Source organism: Sphingopyxis sp. A083, assembly GCF_001468495.1.
Taxonomy (GTDB): Bacteria; Pseudomonadota; Alphaproteobacteria; order Sphingomonadales; family Sphingomonadaceae; genus Sphingopyxis; species Sphingopyxis terrae.
The window spans coordinates 19,800-37,928 of sequence record NZ_LNSK01000005.1; the positions used below are offsets into that span (position 1 = coordinate 19,800).

24 protein-coding genes are annotated in these 18,129 nt (G+C 66.1%); 7 read left to right on the top strand and 17 right to left on the bottom strand.

Annotation, left to right across the window (positions count from 1 at the left end; translation table 11 throughout):
• Position 1: 1 nt before the first annotated feature.
• The gene (locus ATE59_RS10635) at positions 2-829 is read right to left on the bottom strand and encodes a sulfite exporter TauE/SafE family protein (protein WP_058812412.1); all 828 of its coding nucleotides are present in this window, start codon (positions 827-829) and stop codon (positions 2-4) included.
• Between the two features lie 184 nt (positions 830-1,013).
• Here ATE59_RS10635 and ATE59_RS10640 point away from each other — a divergent pair, with 184 nt between their 5' ends.
• Entirely contained in the window at positions 1,014-1,817 is an 804-nt protein-coding gene (locus ATE59_RS10640) for an aspartate dehydrogenase (protein WP_058812413.1), read from the top strand.
• Between the two features lie 13 nt (positions 1,818-1,830).
• A complete protein-coding gene (locus ATE59_RS10645; protein WP_058812414.1) occupies positions 1,831-2,268 on the top strand; it encodes a VOC family protein in 438 nt (145 codons plus the stop codon).
• A gap of 52 nt (positions 2,269-2,320) precedes the next feature.
• Here ATE59_RS10645 and ATE59_RS10650 read toward each other — a convergent pair whose 3' ends face one another.
• The 9 genes from ATE59_RS10650 to ATE59_RS10690 all read right to left on the bottom strand — a co-directional run bounded on the left by ATE59_RS10650 (position 2,321) and on the right by ATE59_RS10690 (position 7,756).
• A complete protein-coding gene (locus tag ATE59_RS10650) occupies positions 2,321-2,632 on the bottom strand; it encodes a YdeI/OmpD-associated family protein (RefSeq protein ID WP_058812415.1) in 312 nt (103 codons plus the stop codon).
• 32 nt (positions 2,633-2,664) lie between these two features.
• Entirely contained in the window at positions 2,665-3,375 is a 711-nt protein-coding gene (locus tag ATE59_RS10655) for a head GIN domain-containing protein (RefSeq protein ID WP_058812416.1), read from the bottom strand.
• Positions 3,376-3,418: 43 nt separating this feature from the next.
• Positions 3,419-4,135, bottom strand: a complete 717-nt coding sequence (locus ATE59_RS10660; RefSeq protein ID WP_231737270.1) for a head GIN domain-containing protein — start codon at positions 4,133-4,135, stop codon at positions 3,419-3,421.
• 100 nt (positions 4,136-4,235) lie between these two features.
• Positions 4,236-4,886: an NrsF family protein gene (locus tag ATE59_RS10665; RefSeq protein ID WP_058812418.1), complete on the bottom strand. Its 651-nt coding sequence runs from the start codon at positions 4,884-4,886 to the stop codon at positions 4,236-4,238.
• 1 nt (position 4,887) lies between these two features.
• Complete coding sequence (locus tag ATE59_RS10670; protein WP_003052645.1) at positions 4,888-5,409, bottom strand: sigma-70 family RNA polymerase sigma factor; 522 nt, start codon at positions 5,407-5,409, stop codon at positions 4,888-4,890.
• Positions 5,406-5,864: a DoxX family protein gene (locus tag ATE59_RS10675; RefSeq protein ID WP_058812419.1), complete on the bottom strand. Its 459-nt coding sequence runs from the start codon at positions 5,862-5,864 to the stop codon at positions 5,406-5,408. Before ATE59_RS10675 ends, ATE59_RS10670 begins: the two co-directional genes overlap by 4 nt.
• Position 5,865: 1 nt before the next feature.
• Positions 5,866-6,582 carry an HvfC/BufC N-terminal domain-containing protein gene (locus ATE59_RS10680; RefSeq protein WP_058812420.1) on the bottom strand — a complete coding sequence of 239 codons (717 nt, stop codon included), beginning with the start codon at positions 6,580-6,582 and terminating at the stop codon, positions 5,866-5,868.
• Positions 6,575-7,450 (bottom strand): MNIO family bufferin maturase, encoded by an 876-nt coding sequence (gene bufB, locus ATE59_RS10685; RefSeq protein ID WP_058812421.1) that lies wholly within the window; start codon positions 7,448-7,450, stop codon positions 6,575-6,577. Before bufB ends, ATE59_RS10680 begins: the two co-directional genes overlap by 8 nt.
• A 9-nt stretch (positions 7,451-7,459) precedes the next feature.
• Positions 7,460-7,756 carry a BufA1 family periplasmic bufferin-type metallophore gene (locus ATE59_RS10690; RefSeq protein ID WP_003052634.1) on the bottom strand — a complete coding sequence of 99 codons (297 nt, stop codon included), beginning with the start codon at positions 7,754-7,756 and terminating at the stop codon, positions 7,460-7,462.
• Positions 7,757-7,906: 150 nt separating this feature from the next.
• Between ATE59_RS10690 and ATE59_RS10695 the strand changes: the two genes are divergently transcribed.
• The 5 genes from ATE59_RS10695 (at position 7,907) to ATE59_RS10715 (ending at position 12,761) form a co-directional block, all read left to right on the top strand.
• Positions 7,907-8,383, top strand: coding sequence for a GreA/GreB family elongation factor (locus ATE59_RS10695; RefSeq protein ID WP_058812422.1), 477 nt, complete (start codon positions 7,907-7,909; stop codon positions 8,381-8,383).
• Positions 8,380-8,559 (top strand): hypothetical protein, encoded by a 180-nt coding sequence (locus ATE59_RS10700; protein ID WP_003052619.1) that lies wholly within the window; start codon positions 8,380-8,382, stop codon positions 8,557-8,559. Before ATE59_RS10695 ends, ATE59_RS10700 begins: the two co-directional genes overlap by 4 nt.
• Before the next feature lie 9 nt (positions 8,560-8,568).
• Positions 8,569-9,741 (top strand): NAD(P)/FAD-dependent oxidoreductase, encoded by a 1,173-nt coding sequence (locus ATE59_RS10705; RefSeq protein ID WP_058812423.1) that lies wholly within the window; start codon positions 8,569-8,571, stop codon positions 9,739-9,741.
• A 148-nt stretch (positions 9,742-9,889) separates the two neighbouring features.
• Entirely contained in the window at positions 9,890-11,719 is a 1,830-nt protein-coding gene (locus ATE59_RS10710) for a DEAD/DEAH box helicase (RefSeq protein WP_058812424.1), read from the top strand.
• 64 nt (positions 11,720-11,783) lie between these two features.
• Positions 11,784-12,761, top strand: a complete 978-nt coding sequence (locus ATE59_RS10715; RefSeq protein WP_058812425.1) for a quinone oxidoreductase family protein — start codon at positions 11,784-11,786, stop codon at positions 12,759-12,761.
• 31 nt (positions 12,762-12,792) lie between these two features.
• Here the strand turns inward: ATE59_RS10715 and fghA are convergent, their stop codons facing one another.
• From fghA to ATE59_RS10750, 7 genes are all read right to left on the bottom strand, one after another.
• Complete coding sequence (gene fghA / locus ATE59_RS10720) at positions 12,793-13,641, bottom strand: S-formylglutathione hydrolase (RefSeq protein ID WP_058812426.1); 849 nt, start codon at positions 13,639-13,641, stop codon at positions 12,793-12,795.
• Positions 13,638-14,141: a prolyl-tRNA synthetase associated domain-containing protein gene (locus tag ATE59_RS10725; RefSeq protein ID WP_058812427.1), complete on the bottom strand. Its 504-nt coding sequence runs from the start codon at positions 14,139-14,141 to the stop codon at positions 13,638-13,640. Before ATE59_RS10725 ends, fghA begins: the two co-directional genes overlap by 4 nt.
• Before the next feature lie 14 nt (positions 14,142-14,155).
• A complete protein-coding gene (locus ATE59_RS10730; RefSeq protein ID WP_003052600.1) occupies positions 14,156-14,536 on the bottom strand; it encodes a VOC family protein in 381 nt (126 codons plus the stop codon).
• Positions 14,537-14,591: 55 nt separating this feature from the next.
• Entirely contained in the window at positions 14,592-15,464 is an 873-nt protein-coding gene (gene purU / locus ATE59_RS10735) for a formyltetrahydrofolate deformylase (RefSeq protein WP_058812428.1), read from the bottom strand.
• A gap of 1 nt (position 15,465) precedes the next feature.
• Complete coding sequence (locus ATE59_RS10740; protein ID WP_003052594.1) at positions 15,466-15,852, bottom strand: VOC family protein; 387 nt, start codon at positions 15,850-15,852, stop codon at positions 15,466-15,468.
• A gap of 18 nt (positions 15,853-15,870) precedes the next feature.
• Positions 15,871-16,983, bottom strand: coding sequence for an S-(hydroxymethyl)glutathione dehydrogenase/class III alcohol dehydrogenase (locus ATE59_RS10745; RefSeq protein ID WP_058812429.1), 1,113 nt, complete (start codon positions 16,981-16,983; stop codon positions 15,871-15,873).
• A gap of 656 nt (positions 16,984-17,639) precedes the next feature.
• Positions 17,640-18,101 carry a hypothetical protein gene (locus ATE59_RS10750; protein ID WP_197409164.1) on the bottom strand — a complete coding sequence of 154 codons (462 nt, stop codon included), beginning with the start codon at positions 18,099-18,101 and terminating at the stop codon, positions 17,640-17,642.
• Between the last annotated feature and the right edge of the window lie 28 nt (positions 18,102-18,129).

An 18,129-nucleotide genomic window follows, 5' to 3' on the forward strand; every position in this document is an offset into this window, starting at 1 on the left:
CTCACCCGAAGGCCCGGATCAGCATCCGCACCGCGACGACGGTGAGAAAGAGGCCGAACAGGATGCTGAGCTGGCGTTTGGAGAGCGCATGCGCGATGCGGGCGCCCCACGGCGCGGTGACGAAGGTTGCGGGGCCGATGACGGCAAGGCCGATCAGATTGACATAGCCGAGGCTGCCCGGCGGCAGGCCTTCGACGTGCCAGCCGGTAACGACGAAGGCGACCGCGGCGGGCGCGCTGATCAGCAGCCCGAACAGCGCCGCGGTGCCCACCGCGCGATGGATGGGCACGTTGAACAAGGTCATCACGGGCACGCTGAGCGTGCCGCCGCCGATCCCCATCATGCTCGAAATGCCGCCGATCGCGAAGGGGATCACCTGCCCGGCCACGCCCTCCGGCATCGTCTCGGCGATATGCTTGCCCTCCAGCGGCAGCAGCATCTTCACCGCGACGAGCAAAGCGACGATGCCGAACACCGCCGCCAGCACGTCGCCGCTGACGCGGCTCGCGAGCAGCACGCCCGCGATCGCTCCGAGGAAGATCGCGACGCCCCAGCGCCTGAGCTGGTCATGATCGACCGCGCCCTTCGCTTCGTGCGCGCGCGATGAGGAGATAGCGGTGGGGATGATCGTCGCAAGCGAGGTCGCAACGGCGACGTGCATGCGCACGGAGGAATCGATGCCCAGTGCCGCGAGCACGAGGTCGAGCACCGGGACGATCACGATCCCGCCGCCGACGCCCAGCATCCCCGCGATCACGCCGCCGACCGCGCCGGTCAACAGCATCATCGCCGCGAGCATCGCCATATCCGGATTCAAAAGCGCCTGCATGGCCTCCCCCGACAGTTCGATCCTGCTTGTGCGGGGCAGACGATATGCAGTCAAAGATAGAATATGCGCCTATCTATAATCAAAAATAGATAGCGGTGGCCCAAGCGCCTTTATAGCCGTTCGCAGATAGCGAAACGGACAATCGATATTATCGCATATAGCAATGCCCCCTTAGCGCGGGGCCATGAAACGCATTGGCATTGCCGGGTTCGGCACCATCGGCCGCGTCGTCGCGCGCCATATCGAGAATAGCGATCTGCCGCTGGCGCTTGCCGCCGTCTCGGCAGGTGATCGCACCCGCGCCGAAGTCGCCATGGCGCAGCTTGCACGGCCGGTTCCGATCGTCGACACCGCCGAACTCGTCGCCTTGTCCGATGTCATCGTAGACAGCGCGCCGACCGCAGCGTTTCGCGACATCGCCGAAGCGACATTATGCGCCGGCAAGACGCTGGTTACGGTCAGCGGCACCGCGTTGATGCAATGGCCCGGGGCGGCCGGGTTCGCGCGTGACCATGGCGGCCGCATCATCCTGGCCACCGGCGCGCTGCTCGGTCTCGATGCGGTGCGCGCGGCGGCGGTCGGCTCGATCCATTCGGTGACGATGGTGACGCGCAAACCCGTCAAATCGCTCATCAAGGCTGACCATGTCGTGCGCAACGGCATCGATCTCACTGAAATCGACGAACCGCTGAAGATATTCGAAGGCAGCGCGCGCGAAGGTGCCATCGCCTTTCCGGCCAATGTCAATGTTGCCGCTGCATTGGGCCTGGCCGGAACAGGCCCCGACCAGACGCGGCTCGAAATCTGGGCCGACCCGGCCCTTACGCGCAACACGCACCGCATCATCGTCGATTCGGACAGCGCGCGCTTCGAACTCGCGATCGAGAATATCCCCACCGACGAAAATCCCGGCACCGGCCGCATCACCGCACAAAGCATCGTCGCGGCGCTGCACGATCTCGTCAGCCCCATTCGTATCGGAACATAGAAAGGTTTCCCCGATGACCACCCGCCTCCGCCATGTGGCAATCGCGTCTGCCGACCCCGACAATTCGGTCGGCTTCTTCACCGAAGTCCTCGGCTGGACCGTCGCGGGCAAGATCGATAGCCGCAACGCGCACGGCTATTATGTCACCGACGGCCACATCAACATCGCGCTGCTGTGTTTCAAGAACCGCCCCGCCGCGGGAATGGAATTTCCCGAAGGCTATACCGGGCTGCACCACATCGGTTTCCAGTGCGACGATATCGCCGAAGTGGTCGAACGCTTCGAAAATTCGGGCTACGCGCCGCGCCACGACGTCAATCTGGCGCAAGGCCTCGGCAAAAACCCAGCCAAGGACAATGCCGAGTACAAGATGACGGGGCCGGAAAATGTGATGGTGGACGTGTCCGAACGCGGCTGGGCCGGCACCGAAAGCTTCAAAAGCGCCAGCTAGGGAACGCGGCGGCGGGCTAGTGGCGGCGCAATGTGCGTCGTCCCGGCTCCGCCTAGCGCGCCTTCGCCTTGCCGTCGATCAGCACCGCCTGTTGCCACCGGCTTGGCGCCTTGTCGGTGCGGTGGATGCACCCCGCCCAGCAGCAGGGGCGCTTCTTGCCTTCCTGCAACTCCTCGACGGTCCGGCCGATGCGCCGGGCGCGCGTCGCCGCCTGTTTCGCATCCTCCACCCAGCAGATGAATTCATTGCGCCCGAGCGGCGTCAGTCCCTGCCATAGCGCGAAGACCGCCGGATCGGCGCATATCGCCGCCTGCATATCGTCGGCAGCCTGATGCACGGTGCCCTGAAGAAAATCGTCGCTCACGCCAGCGTCCCTTCCGTGTCCCACCGCGCGCCCTAGCGCGCCCTGCCGCACGCCACCGTGCCGGTGCCGACGTTGCGCACGGTGCAGACAGGGCGCCCCAGCACCACGGTCTTGCCGCTGCCGCGCGCGGTGATCGCGGCCGATTTGACCGCGTTGAAGATATGGTCGCCCGTCCCTTCGCTGTCCGAAATCAGTCCGTCGACCGCCAGCTTGCCGGCATCGACGACCCCCGAGCCCGACAGCGTCATCTGCGCCTGCTTCGCTTTGCCGGCGAGCGTCAGCGTGCCGTTGCCGATCATCGCGACCGCCAACCGGTCGGTATCGACCGCGTCGACGCTCAGCTTGCCCGGACCGCGCAGTCCGAGTGCGACGCGCTGGCCCTTCATCCCGTCGATGTGAAGCGACCCCGCGCCGACCAGCGTTGCCGATTGCAGCGTCGCGGCGTTGATGCGGAGCAGCACCGCGCCCGGCGAACTGCCGCGGCGGTCGTCACCCGCGAACTGGCGCATCCCGATCACCAGCCGTCCGTCGCGATTTTCGACGGTCAGCCGGTCGAGCGCATCCTGCGATCCCGTTGCCACGGCGCTCACCGGCGCGCGCGTCACCACCTCGACATCGACATCGGCGCCGACTTCGATCGCCGCGAAACTGGTGAGGCCGAAGCGCTTTTCGGCGGCGTGCGCCGATGCAGCGGACAAGAGGGCGGTCGCCGCGATCGCGGCCCATCGCATGATGCTGGTCATGCCGCCGCCTTAACCGGTTCGCGGCGGCGGCACCAGCGCGCGATCATTTGCAGGTCGCGGTGCCCGATCCCATTTCGCGCGAGGTGCAGGTCGCACCGCCGGTCAGCGTCACATCGCCTGACCCCAGGATATTGATCGCCGCGGTGCCGCTCGCCCGTCCTTCGACATTGCCCGATCCCGCGACCGACACGTCGAGCGTCTGCGCCGCAAGCCCCTTGGCATCGACGTCGCCCGATCCGGTCACGCTGATCGCGCCCGAATTGACCGTACCGCCGCCGATATCGACGTCGCCAGACCCCGAGATCGCGATTTTAGCGCTCTGTCCGGTCATCTTCGCGACCTTGAGGTCGCCCGATCCGGTCACCGTCGCCTCCAGCGCGTCGCCATCGACGCTGTCGGCGTCGATCGAACCCGATCCGGTCAGGCGCAGCATCGACAGTTTCGGCATGGTGATGCTGATCTCGACACCCTCATGGTCGCGCCCGCCGAAGCTGAAGCCGTCGCGCTTGCGGCCGATCGACAATGTCGAGCCGTCGGTCACGATCTCGAGCTGGTCGAGCTCGCCTTGCGGCCCCTTGGCCGTGATGGCGAAGGCGTCGCCCTGGCGAATCGTGACATCGTCGGGGCCGGTGACCTTGACGCCGGTGAAGCCGTTCAGCGCGAAGCCGCGGGTGGTAACCGGTCCCGCATCGCGGGCACCCGACTTGCTGTCCTTGTCGCTGTCGATCGTGAAAGATCCGCCACAGGCCGCGGTCGCCATCACAAGCGCCAGCGGCAAAACGCCAATCAACCGGTTTCGCATCATCAATCTCCTCTGTATTAGTCGCCTAACACAGAGGAGGCATACTGTCCAGTCCGTCCTACCAGCGCAGCAGCGGCGGCAGGATCAGGCGCCCGGCAATCGCCGACAGGATGACGACAAGCCCGTGCCACAGCGCGATATGGACCATATTGTCCGACGAACAATGAAGCGCGAGCACCGCCGCACCCGCCGCACCTGCCGCGACCCCGACAACCCAGCCGGCGCGTTCGAGCGAGGTCGGGGCACCGCCCTTCAACCACGCGAACAGCGCGGCTCCGACCCCGAGCCCGGCAACCAATCCGTCGAGCGTGCAGCGCATCCCGCCGTGCGGGTCCATCCCGTGCATCGCCGCATGGGTATCGCCCAGCCCGACGACGAGCGCAGTCAGCGGCAGCGCGAGCGCCGCGAGCCCGGCCCAGCGCCACCCGCTATAGTCGCGCCCGACTCCGGGCAGCCCCATGCGCAAGGCGCTCCAGGTTGCGGCCAGTCCCAGCGCGACGATCAGCCAGAAGGCGAACATCGGCATCGGCGCCATAGAGGCACCATGAGCCAGATCGTGCCGCATCCCCAGCAGCCACAGCAGGGTGCCGCCGCCGATCAGCCACGCCGCCGCGGTCCAGGCCCCGCCGCGCAGCAGCCGGCGCGGCCGGATCGGCTTCAGATCATCGGCCAGGCCGTCGATCAGATCGTCGATCGATACGTCCGTCATGTCATTCGCTTTCAATATATTGGCTGAGCTTTTTCAAGCCGCGATGAATATTCACTTTCACCAGCGATTCGCTCTGCCCGCAAATCCGCGATGCCTCGGCGATCGACGCGCCCTCGATCTTGACCAGCGTGATCGCCTGCGCCTGTTTCGGCGGCAACAGCGCGAGCAGATGATCGAGGCTGAGCCGCGCATGGACCGCTTCGTCCTCGGCGCCCACGGCGGCGTCATTGTCGCCGAGCTCGGCCTCGTCACGCTGGCGGCGCAGCATGTCGATCCAGCGATAGCGCGCGATGGCGGCGAGCCACGGCAGAAAGGCGCGATCGCTGTCCCAGGTCGCCAGCTTGCGATGCATCGACACCAAAGTTTCCTGAATCAGATCGTCGACCTGATGCGGCGCGATCCGCCGCGCGAAATAGCGCGCGAGCCATGTCCGGCAATCGCCGAGCAGCGCGCGATAGGCCGCACGATCCCCCCGCTGCGAAGCGGCCATCAGGCGCGCGAGCGAAGGTTCGTCGAGGCTCATTTCCCGCGCATCCTAACAAGCAAGGCGTCGAGGGAAAACAGGCCGCCGCCGCGCACGATCAGGATCGCGGCCATCGCGGTCCACAGCGAATGGACCGGCCACCACGCGTCTGGAAAGACGAATATCTGGATGACGAGCGTCATCACCAGCAGCGCGCCCGCCGAAAAGCGGGTGGCAAGGCCGATGATCAACAGCGCAGGGAAGATATGCTCGGCCCAGGTCGTCAGCGGCACCGCGATCGAGGCGTCGAGCGGCAGGCCGGAAAATTCGTTGTGGAACAGATCATAAGTGTTGGGATCGATGGTAAGGAAGCTCCCTTCGACCACCTTCGTCTGCCCCGATCGCCAGAAGACGCCGCCCAGCGCGACGCGCAGCAGCAGCAGGGCGACGCTTTCGACGAACCGGCCCGAAACGATCGCCACGCCGCGATCGTAAAATGCGACAATCTGCTTCATGCTATCCTTCTTCCTGCGCTGTTTCGAGCGCCCCGGTGGCGATCAGCGACGCGATCGCCGCGCCGCCGCCCGGATGCTTTTCGGCAAGAAGCGCGATCAGGTTACGCAGCGGGCCGAAATCATCGGCCAGCGCCAGCGCCGCGGCTTCGGCAGGGGCAAGCGCGTGAACGCGCACCTCCGCATCGGGCCGGGCGAGGAGCACGAGCCGTGCCGCCGCGAGCGCGGGGTCGAGCGCCGCCGCTGCATCGCTCGACAGGCGGACGATCCGCGCGGCGGGATGCCGCCGGACCGCCAGCGACAGCAGCGCCGCCTCGCTCTGCCCCGCCAGTTCGGCCAAGGTCAGCGCGGGCGCGTCCGCGGCGTGATAACATTCGAGCCACGCCCATTCGATCCGGGCGAGGTCCTGCGCGGGCGGCGGTGCTTTTCCGCGCAGCCAGTCGGCAAAGCCGGCGCCGGTGTCGGCCAGCGCCCGACGCCGCGCGCCGTTTGTTTCGACATAATGCCGCGACAGCCGGTTGAATGTTTCGACGCCCAGCAGATCGCGGCATAGCGGAAACGTCTCCTCCAGCGCGACGAGCCGCGCGTGCGAGATCGTATTGGCATGGACGCGCAGCCCGCGCAGGATCTGCGCCGGATCGCCCGCGAACAGCCAGTCGGGCAAATGGTCGGGCCCGCCGTTGATCGCCGCGGTGATGGCGGCCTGATCGCGCTCAAGCATCGGCGGTGACGGATGAACAGGCCGCGATGAGCGTGTCGGCGCGCACGGCTTCGGCGTGTAGCACCGCATAATCCGGAACGTCGCTGTCCCATTCGACGAGCACCGGCGTCGGCCCTGCCCGGTGCAGAAAGCGGTCGAGCAAAGTCCAGCAGGCCGCGCCGACCGGCGATCCATGATCGTCGATGGCGATCGTGCCGCCGTCGCCATCGGGCTTTACCGCATGGCCCGCCACATGAATTTCGCCGACCAGCCGCGGGTCGAAGGCGTCAAGCCAGGCTTCGGGGTCGCGATCCAGATTATGGGCGGAAACGAGAATGTTATTGATGTCGAGCAACAGGCCGCAGCCGGTCCGGCGACACAATTCGTGCAGGAAATCGACCTCGCACCAATTGCTTGCCGCAAAGGCAAGATAGCGCGACGGATTTTCGATGAGGATCGTGCGGCCGAGCCGGTCCTGCACGCGCGCCACTTCGCCCGCAAAATGCGCGAGCGCGGCGCTGGTATAGGGCATCGGCAACAGGTCGGGAAATTTGTCACCGGGGCCGTTGCTCCAGCTCAGATGGTCCGACACCATGGCAGGCACATAGCGCGCGCACAGCGCCGCCAGCGCATCGAGCTCGCCGCGATCGACGCCGCCCGACGACCCCAGCGACAGGCCGACCGAATGAAAGCTGAGCGGCATATGCTCGGCGACCGCGGTCAGCCAGCGATGCGGGGGCCCGCCCGGGCCGAAATAATTCTGGGGGTGGATTTCGGCCCAGGCGGGTGCCGTGCCCGCCTCCACCGCGGCAAGAAGCGCGGCATAATGCTGAGATTTCAGTCCTATGCCGGCGCGTCGGGGTAGCCGGGGGGTAGTGGAGGCGGACACGGCGGGGGCTCAGCTCTTCTTTTGCGGCACCGGCTTGGCATTGCCCTCATGCGCGGTCAGCGTGCCGCCCATCTTGACGCAGGTGCCGGCCGGAACCGACTTCCAGGCATTGCCCTGATAATTGACGGTCGAGGTGCCCGCGCAGCTCGTCCCCGGGCCGGCGGCGCAATCATTCTTGCCCTTCAGCGCGACGCCGAAGCATTTTTCGGTCTTTCCGGCCGCGGCGGCGGTTCCCGGCGCCATCGCGCCGGCGGCCATGGCCAGAACGGCCGAGGCGGCCAGCGACAGTTTCAAGGCATTGCTCATTCTTCACTCCATTCACAACAAAGGGGGATGCGGGGGGATGGCATCGAAGGGAAATTCGCCGCGCCGCCCGGCAAGGTTACAGCGCGCCATCTTGTCGCCACCTTCGCGCGGCAAAGGAGCCTTTCCCCTCCCCGATACCGAGAGAGAAACGTGAGCGTAGCGTTCCGCCGCGAAAGCGATGACGAACATATGGAACCGGTCTTCGAATGGCCGATCCCGCCGGGTGCCAATCTGGTGACCCCGCGCGGACACCGTCTGCTCGGCGAAGAACTCGCGCAAATCGAGGTTGCCATCGCGGCGGCGGAAACCGATGACGCGCGCAAGAAATTGCAGCGCCGCCAGCGCTATATCGCCACGCGCCACGCGACCGCCGAGGTTCAGGCCGCGCCCGCGGACGGGATCGTCGGCATGGGCACGGCGGTGCGCTATCGGCTCGCGGGTACCGAGCGCGCCGTGACGATCGTCGGGCATGACGAAGCCGATCCGGCGGCAGGGCGGATTGCCTTCACCGCGCCGCTCGGCCGCGCCCTGATGGGCGCCGAGGTCGGCGAGAACGTCGAATTCCAGGGCCGCGAGGATGCCATCACCGTCCTTGCCGCCGCGCCCGATGCGGAGGAAATGGCATGAAGGACAAGTTCGAACGCCACAAGCAGCCGTGGACCGCCGCCGAAATCGACAAGCTCCACACGCTGGCGAAAAAGGGCATGGCGCTCAAAGCCATCGCCAAGGCACTGACGCGGAGCGAAGAGTCGGTTAAGATCCGCGCCAAGGCCGACGGCCTGTCGATCGCAAAGCTGCGCTGACCACCCCGCATGACCGCCACCGATTATGATGCCATCGTGCTGGGTGCCGGCGCGGCCGGGCTGATGTGCGCCGCGGTCGCGGGGCAAAGGGGTCGCCGCGTCCTCTTGCTCGACCATGCCGAGCAGGTGGGCAAGAAAATCCTGATCTCGGGCGGCGGCCGCTGCAATTTCACCAATATCCACACCGCGCCCGACCGCTATATTTCGGCGAATCCGCATTTCGCCAAATCGGCGCTCGCGCGCTACACGCCCGCCGATTTTATCGCGCTGGTCGATGCCTATGGCATTGCACATCACGAAAAGACGCTCGGCCAGCTGTTCTGCGATGGGTCGGCGAAACAGATCGTGGCGATGCTGCTCGAGGAATGTGCAAAGGGCGGAGTTGAAGTCCGCTGCGGCCAGCCGGTGCGCGCGGTCACGCATGCGGATGGCATCTTCTCCGTCGCCTTCGGCGACCGGCCTGTCCGCGCGTCCAACCTCGTCATCGCTACCGGCGGCCCATCGATCCCGAAGATGGGTGCGACCGGCTTTGCTTACGATCTGGCGCGCCAGTTCGGCCTGAAAATCGTCGAGCCGCGCCCCGCGCTCGTCCCGCTGACGCTCGGCGGTGACGATGTGTTGTTCCGCGACCTGTCGGGGGTCGCAACCCCGGTCGAAGCACACGCCGGCAAGGCGGCGTTCCGCGAAGCGGCGCTGTTCACCCACAAGGGTCTATCGGGTCCGGCGATCCTCCAGATCAGTAGCTATTGGCGTCCCGGCGATCCGGTAACGATCGATTTCCTGCCCGCCGCCGCACCCGGCTGGCTGATCGAGGCGAAGCGCGCACGCCCGCGCGCCACGCTTGCCGCAACGCTGCCCTTGCCCGATCGGCTGGCGCAGACGCTCGCCGAGCGGCTGGCGCTGGCCGGCGAGCTCGGCGCGCAGACCGACCGCAGGCTCGCCGATGCCGAGGCGCGGCTGGCGCGCTGGACCTTCCGTCCGAACGGCACCGAAGGCTTCGCCAAGGCCGAAGTGACGGTGGGCGGCATTTCGACCGCAAATCTCTCATCGCAAACAATGATGGCCAAAAGCGTGCCGGGACTGTATGCGGTCGGCGAAGCCGTGGACGTCACCGGGTGGCTGGGCGGCTATAATTTTCAATGGGCTTGGGCCAGCGGATACGCGGCGGGTCAGGCTCTTTAGGAAAAAACCCAGATATTTCTTCGTCATGCCGAACGGGTTTCGGCATCCATGACCAGTGTTTCGATCGCGGGCGACAGACCCCGGGACGCAGACTGGGCAGCGAGGACCAAACAGCGGCGCCTTTGCTGCACAGGATAAGAAGAATAAAATGCCTTTTGAAAATCTCTCGCCCGTCCTTGCGGACGCCCTTGCCGCGCGCGGCTATGAAGGACTCACCCCCGTCCAGACCCACGTCGTCGAAGCCGAAGCTGTAGGCCGCGACCTGCTCGTCTCGGCGCAGACCGGATCGGGCAAGACCGTTGCCTTTGGTCTCGCCATGGCCGGCGAATTGCTGGAGGATGGGCGCCTGCCCTTCGCGGCGGCGCCGCTGGCGCTGATCATCGCCCCGACACGCGAACTCGCGCTGCAGGTCAGCCGCGAACTGAGCTGGCTCTACGCGAAGGCCGGCGCGCGCATCGCGACCTGCGTCGGCGGCATGGATGCAAGCCGCGAGCGCCGGATGCTCAGCCAGGGCGTGCACATCGTCGTCGGTACCCCCGGCCGCCTGCGCGACCATCTCGAACGCGGCGCTCTCGACCTGGAATCGCTGCGCGTCGCCGTGCTCGACGAGGCCGACGAAATGCTCGACATGGGCTTTCGCGAAGACCTTGAGGAAATCCTCGACGCGACCCCCGAAACGCGCCGCACTTTGCTCTTTTCGGCGACGATCCCCAAGCCGATCGCCCAGCTTGCCAAACATTATCAACGCGACGCGCTGCGCATCTCGACCGTCGGCGAAGATCGCGGCCATGGCGACATCGCCTATCAGGTCGTCACCGTCGCCCCCGCCGATATCGAGGGCGCGGTCGTCAATTTGCTGCGGTTGCACGAGGCCGACACGGCAATGCTGTTCTGCGCCACGCGCGACAATGTCCGCCGCCTCCACGCCAGCCTCCTCGAACGCGGCTTCGCGGCGGTGGCGCTGTCGGGCGAGCACAGCCAGTCCGAACGCAACCACGCGCTGCAGGCGCTACGCGACCGCCGCGCACGCGTCTGCGTCGCGACCGACGTCGCCGCGCGCGGTATCGACCTGCCGAGCCTCAGCCTCGTCATTCACGTTGAAATCCCGCGCGATGCCGAAACGCTTCAGCACCGCTCGGGCCGCACCGGTCGCGCGGGGAAAAAGGGCACCGCCGTGCTCATCGTCCCCTATCCGCGCCGCCGCCGCGTCGACGGTATGCTGCGCGGTGCGAAGATCGACGCGCAGTGGATGAACGCGCCGACGGCGACCGACGTGCGCGCGCGCGACAAGGAACGGCTGATAGAGGCGCTGCTCGCGCCGGTCGAACATGAGGCTGATGACATCGAACTCGGCCAGCGCCTGCTCGCCGAGCGCAGCGCCGAAGACATCGCCGCCGCGCTCGTCCGCGCGCACCGCGCGACGATGCCGCCGCCCGAGGATCTGATCGATAACGGCCCGCGCCCGCGCGGCGAGCGCCCCGAACGCGGTGAGCGTCTCGAGCGCGCCGATCGTGGAGCGGACCGCGAACAGTTCGACGACAGCGTCTGGTTCCGGCTCAACATCGGCCGCCGCCAGAACGCCGATCCGCGCTGGATCCTGCCGCTGCTCTGTCGCCGCGGCCATGTGACCAAGCACGAAATCGGCGCGATCCGCATCGGCCCCAACGAAACGCTGTTCAACATCCCGCTCGCGATCGCCGATCGCTTCGCCGAAGCCGTGTCGCGCACCGCGAACAAGGATGGCGAAGACGATAGCGGCGTCGCCATCACCCCGGCGCCCGAAGGCAGCACCTATCCGCCGCGCCGCGACACGCGCCCCCATAAGGGCGGGCGCCGCGACGCTGGCCCGCGCCACGACGGCCCTCGCGGCGACGGTCCGCGCAAACCGCGCGGCCCCGGCGCCCCCGGCGGCGGCACAGACCGTTACAAGCCCAAACCCTACGGCCAGCGCAACCCGCGCAAGACCGGGAGATATTAAGGCGTAGAGCCCTTGCGCCCTCTCCGCCGCCGTCCCAAATCGGGCGAACGGCAGGAGAGGACGCATGGAAGCGGTTGAAGCCTTTATCGAGAAGCAGGGCGGTCCCGACGTCATCCAGTGGCGCAGCGTCACGCTCGGCGCCCCCGGGTCGGGCGAGGTGCTGGTCCGCCAGACCGCTGTCGGGCTCAATTATATCGACGCCTATCATCGCGACGGCACCTACCCGGTCGACCTTCCTGGCGGTCTGGGGCTCGAGGCGGCGGGCGAGATCGTGGCGATCGGTGCCGACGTCCACGGGCTGAAGCCCGGCGACCGCGTCGCGACCTTCGGCCCCCGCCGCACGGCCTATGCGACCGCGCGGCTCGTACCCGCTGCCGCGCTGTTCAAACTGCCCGCGGCGATCGACGACGAGACCGCGGCGGCCGCGCTGCTCAAGGCCTGCACGGTCGAAGCGCTCGTCGAACGCTGCGCCAAGGTCGAGGCGGGCTGGCCGGTGCTCGTCCACGCCGCCGCCGGCGGGGTCGGTCTGATCCTCGTCCAATGGCTGAAAGCCGTCGGCGCCACCGTGATCGGCACCGTCAGCACCGCAGCCAAGGAACAGGCCGCGCGCGACGCCGGCGTCGACCATGTCATCCGCTACCGGGACGAAGATGTCGCCGCGCACGTCCGCGAAATCACCGACGGCCAAGGCGTTCCCGTCACTTTCGACGGCATCGGCATGGCGACCTGGGCGACCTCGCTCAAGGCCACCGCGCGCCGCGGGCTGATCGTCAGCTACGGCAATGCCGGCGGGCCGGTGACCGGCGTCAATCTCGGCATCCTGGCGCAGCACGGATCGCAGTTCGTCACGCGCCCGACCTTGTTCGACTATTATCTCGATCCCGGCGAACGCGCCGCCGGCGCCGCGCGCGTGTTCGAGATGATCGAAAACGGCGCGGTCGCGATCACCATCGGTCAGCGCTACCCGCTCCGCGACGCGGCTCGCGCACACGAAGATCTGGAAGCGGGTCGGACCATGGGGTCGACGCTGTTGATGCCCTGATCTTTGCCGCTTGCGGGCGGGAGGGGAGCGACTAAGCCTTCAACCGTTCGGCGTGCCAGCCGACATGCTCGGCCATGAAGGTCGAGATGAAATAATAGCTGTGGTCATAGCCCGGCTGCATGCGGATTTCTGCTTTCTGCCCCGCCTTCTCGCACGCCTCAACCAGCAGATGCGTCTTGAGCTGATCTTCGAGGAAGCTGTCCGCCTCTCCCTGATCGACGAGCAGGTCGGCAACGCGCGCGCCGCCTTCGATCAGCGCGCAGGCGTCATAGTGACTCCACGGCTCGCGGTCGGCACCGAGATAGTTCGACAGCGCCTTTTCGCCCCACGGGCATTGCAGCGGCGCGACGATCGGCGAAAAGGCCGAGACCGAGCGGAAGCGGTCGGGCGTGCGCAGCGCCACCGTCAGCGCGCCATGGCCACCCATCGAATGACCGCTGATCCCCTGCCGCGTCATGTCGGCCATCGGGAAATTGCGCAGTACTACCGACGGGAGTTCATCCTCGATATAGGAGCGCATGCGGTAATTCTTTGCCCATGGCGCCTCGGTCGCATCCACATAGAAGCCGGCGCCGAGTCCGAAATCCCATGCGCCTTCGGGGTCGTCGGGCACGCCCTCACCGCGCGGGCTCGTGTCGGGAGCGATGAAGATGATGCCGTGCTGCGCGCAGGCGGCGCGATATTCGCCCTTTTCCATCACATTGGCATGGGTGCAGGTCAGCCCCGACAGATACCACAGCACCGGCAGCTTCGCGCCCGGCGCATGATCGGGAACGAACACCGCAAAGGTCATGTCGGTGCCGGTGGTGTCGCTGGCATGGCGATAGACGCCCTGCGTGCCGCCATGGCTGCGGTTGGTCGATAGCGTTTCGAGGGTCATGGATTGTCCTGCACGGGTATGGAAGCGATCAACGGCTCATGCCCCCAATGACGCAAGAGGTCGAGGATCGTTGCGCCCGCAAGGCCGATGGTTCCGGTGTTGCGCAGCGGATGGACGTTGACGCGCTCCGCAGCCGCAAGCCCGGCATCGAGCACCACCGTGATGCTTCCCGGTGCGGCGTTGATCGCGGCAAGCGGCGTCACCGATCCCGGGGCGATGCCGAGCAGCCGCTGCATGTCGTCGGCCTTGCCGAAGCTCACGCGCTTGCATCCGATCGCGGCGGGCAGCGCTTTCAGGTCGACGCGCGCTTCGCCCGGCACGGTGACGAGCCAGAAGGCCCCGCCCGCGTCCTTCAGGAACAGATTTTTGGTGTGCGCGCCCGGAATCGCGGCATTCACCGTATCGCTTTCGGCGACGGTAAACACCGCGACATGTTCGTGCGCGGTGAAGGGGATGGCGAGCGCATCCAGATCCGCCAGCAATCCCGCTTCGCCGCGCATAGGGCCTCAGACGATCAGACGACGCGGTGCAGCGCGCACAGCTTGTTGCCCGACGGATCGCGGAGATAAGCGAGGTACAGGCTGCCGAAGCCGCCTTCGCGCACGCCCGGCGGATCTTCGATCGAAGTGCCGCCCGCGGCGACGCCGGCGTCATGCCACGCCTTCGCTTGCTCGGGCCCTTCCATTGCGAAACCGATGGTGCAGCCATTGCCCGCAGTCGCTGGCTGGCCGTCGATCGGTGCCGTCACGAGGAACAGTCCGCCATTGTGCATATAGATGAGGCGCCCCTTGTCGTCGACGATGCCCGGCTTGCCGCCGATCGCCTGAAAGGTCGCGTCGTAGAATTTCTTCGATGCGTCGAGGTCGTTCGATCCGACCATATTGTGACTGTACATCGCCCTTGGCTCCTCCTGATTTGGTTGCGAATCGGGACTTATCCTGTTCGCGTGACTAACGGAAGACCACCGTCTTGCGTCCGTCGATCAACACCCGCTGTTCGGCGACCCAGCGCACCGCGCGCGCCAGCACCTGCGCCTCGACATCGCGGCCGATACGGATCAGGTCTTCGATCCCGTCGCGATGGTCGACGCGCTCGACCGCCTGCTCGATGATCGGGCCTTCGTCGAGGTCGCTCGTCACGAAATGCGCCGTCGCGCCGATCAGCTTCACCCCGCGTTCGTGCGCGCGATGATAGGGCTTGGCGCCCTTGAAGCCGGGCAGGAAGCTATGATGGATGTTGATGCAGCGCCCCGCGAGCTTCGCCGACAGATCGGCCGAAAGCACCTGCATATAGCGCGCGAGCACCAGATAATCGGCGCCGCCGCGTGCCATGACGTCCAGCATCGCGGCTTCCTGTTCGGCGCGGTTCGCGTCGCTGACGGGCAGATAGTGGAAGGGCACGCCGTGCCATTCGGTCAGGCGGCGCAAATGGTCGTGGTTGGACACCACGCCGACGACGTCGATCGCCAGATTGCCCGTCGACCAGCGGTGGAGCAGGTCGTTGAGGCAATGGCTGCCCTGCGACACGGCGATCACGAAGCGCGGCTTGGCCCCGGCATCGCTGATCCGCGCTTCCATAGCGAACCGCGCGACGATCGGCGCGAACGCCGCGCGCACCGCGTCCAGCGTCTGCGGAAAGCGCGGCCCCGCGCCGCGAAATTCGACGCGCATGAAAAAGCGCCCCGAATCGAGGTCGGCATATTGCTGGCTGTCGAGGATGAAGCCGTCGGTTTCGGCAAGCAGCCCCGTCACCGCCGCGACGATGCCCACCGCATCGACGCAGCTGAAGGTCAGGACGAAAGCGGCCGGACGTTCGGTTGTCATGTCAGCCCGAAATCTTGTGGAAAGCGCACAGCTTGTTGCCCGCCGGATCGCGCAGATAGGCCAGATACAGCACCCGGCCTTCGGTCGCGTTGCGAATGCCCGGCGGATCCTCGGCGCTCGTCCCGCCATTGGCAAGGCCCGCGGCGTGCCACGCATCGACCGCCTCGGGCGAGGCCGCGAGCAGGCCGAGCGTATGGCCGTTTCCGCACGCCGCCGCTTCACCATTCACCGGCTTGGTGATGACGAGCCGTCCGCCGTCATGCGCGTAGATCAACCGGCCACGCTCATCGACGCGGCCGACGGGGATGCCGAGCGCACCAAGCGCCGCATCGTAAAAGCGCTTGGTCGCCGCAATATCGTTGGCGCCGAGCGTGACATGGCTGAACATGCTGCGCGTCCTTCCGCGTCAATACACGACAACGCTGCGGATGCTTTCCCCCGCATGCATCAGGTCGAACCCCTTGTTGATCTCTTCGAGGCCCATGACATGGGTGATCATCGGGTCGATCTCGATCTTGCCCTGCATATACATGTCGACGATCTTGGGCACGTCGGTGCGGCCCTTGGCGCCGCCGAAGGCCGTGCCGCGCCAGTTGCGGCCGGTGACGAGCTGGAACGGCCGCGTCGCGATCTCCTTGCCCGCCTCGGCGACGCCGATGATGATCGAGGTGCCCCAGCCGCGATGGCAGGCTTCGAGTGCGATCCGCATCACCTCGGTGTTGCCCGTCGCGTCGAAGGTGTAATCGGCGCCGCCGTCGGTCATCGCGACGATCGCCGCGACGACATCCTCGCGGCTCATGCCCTTCGAATTGAGGAAATCGGTCATGCCGAACTTGCGGCCCCATTCTTCGCGATCGGGGTTGATGTCGACACCGATGATCTGGTTCGCACCGGCAAGCCGCGCGCCCTGGATCACGTTGAGCCCGATGCCGCCCAAACCGAAGACGACGACATTGTCGCCGACCTGCACCTTCGCGGTGTTGATCACCGCGCCGACGCCGGTGGTCACACCGCAGCCGATGTAGCAGCTCGACTGGAAGGGCGCGTCCTCGCGGATCTTCGCGACCGCGATCTCGGGCAGCACGGTGAAGTTCGAGAAGGTCGAGCAGCCCATATAGTGGAAGATCGGCTGGCCCTTGTACGAAAAGCGCGTCGTGCCGTCGGGCATCAGCCCCTTGCCCTGCGTGGCGCGGATCGCGGTGCAGAGGTTGGTCTTGCCGCTGAGGCAGCTTTTGCACTGGCGGCATTCGGGGGTGTAGAGCGGGATCACATGGTCGCCGGGCTTCACGCTGGTGACGCCCGCGCCGACCTCGCGCACCACGCCCGCGCCCTCATGCCCCAGCACGCTCGGGAAGATGCCCTCGCTGTCGAAGCCGTCGAGCGTATAGGCGTCGGTGTGGCAGATCCCCGTCGCCATGATCTCGACCAGCACCTCGCCCGCCTTCGGGCCTTCGAGGTCGAGTTCGACGATTTCGAGCGGCTTCTTCGCTTCGAACGCAACGGCGGCGCGGGTCTTCATGGCGGGTCTCCTTCTCGGGCGCTCCAATCAGGCAAATGGGGTCGCAATGCAAGATGCGAGGGTCGCATTCCCAACCTTCGTCATGCTGAATGCGTTTCAGCATCCATGGCCCGGTGCTCGCCAGCCCAGGCGGCGCCAGCTATTTTCACACAAAGACACAAAGATGTCGCATCGGCCGCGAAGCGGCTTTTGATTCGGACCGTTCGGCCAGCCGCGGCGCTGACGGAGAAGTGGGACATAGCGGCCCACGTCTTCCTCTTCGTGTCTTCGTGTGAAAGAAAAGAACACGGCGTCGAAGGAAACGGCAGGCCATGAACCCTGAAACAAGTTGGCGCTCGTCCCGTCCGCATCCGTACCGGGTCATTGCAAGCGGAGCGAAGCAATCTCCAGCTATCGCACCGCTTTGCCGATGACTGGAGATGCTTCGTCGCTTCGCTCCTCGCAATGACGATGGATGGGCTAGAAAAGCGGCACGCTCGTCTCGCTCCTCAACCAGCTGCGCCCGCAGGAGGAGCCGGTCTGGGCCGTCGATCCGCGGCGGCGCCATCTGCTGCCAAAGGCACGGCTACTGATCGACAAGTTACGCGAGGAGTTACCGGGGGGATGTTGCAGCGAAGCGATGCGGCATAGCCCAGTAAAGCCAGCCCGCGAGAGGGCTATTTCATCCTCTTACCTCGCAGCATGAAGCGCCACATCAGGCCGACCAGAACAAGCAACAACGCGCCAAGAACCGCCAAGACTTTGGCGGTCGTAACCCTGCCTTGCTCAACAAGTTGTTGGCGCTCCCAGCTTTGGGCGATTTGAGGAGCAACCAATCCATTAAAGCGGTTGGCGGGTTCGTCTGGCATGGCTAGAAATCCGGTGTCAGCCAAGCCGCTCGGTCCGAGCGCGCCGATACAGCCACCCGCGATAGGCAAATGCAGAAACTGATAACTTCTGTTCTGCCCTTTATGAGTTTTGATCACCCAAAATGTTCCGCCATCCCGAGCATCCGGACTGGCGATAATTATCCCCTCATACACGCCCTCGGCATTTGCGAATTGCTGCCGAGCATTATCGTCGATTTCTTTCAATGTCTCTGGAACGTCAGCCACTTCGCAAGCGACCGCATTTGTCATGCTAAGAACGGCCAAAATCGACAGGATG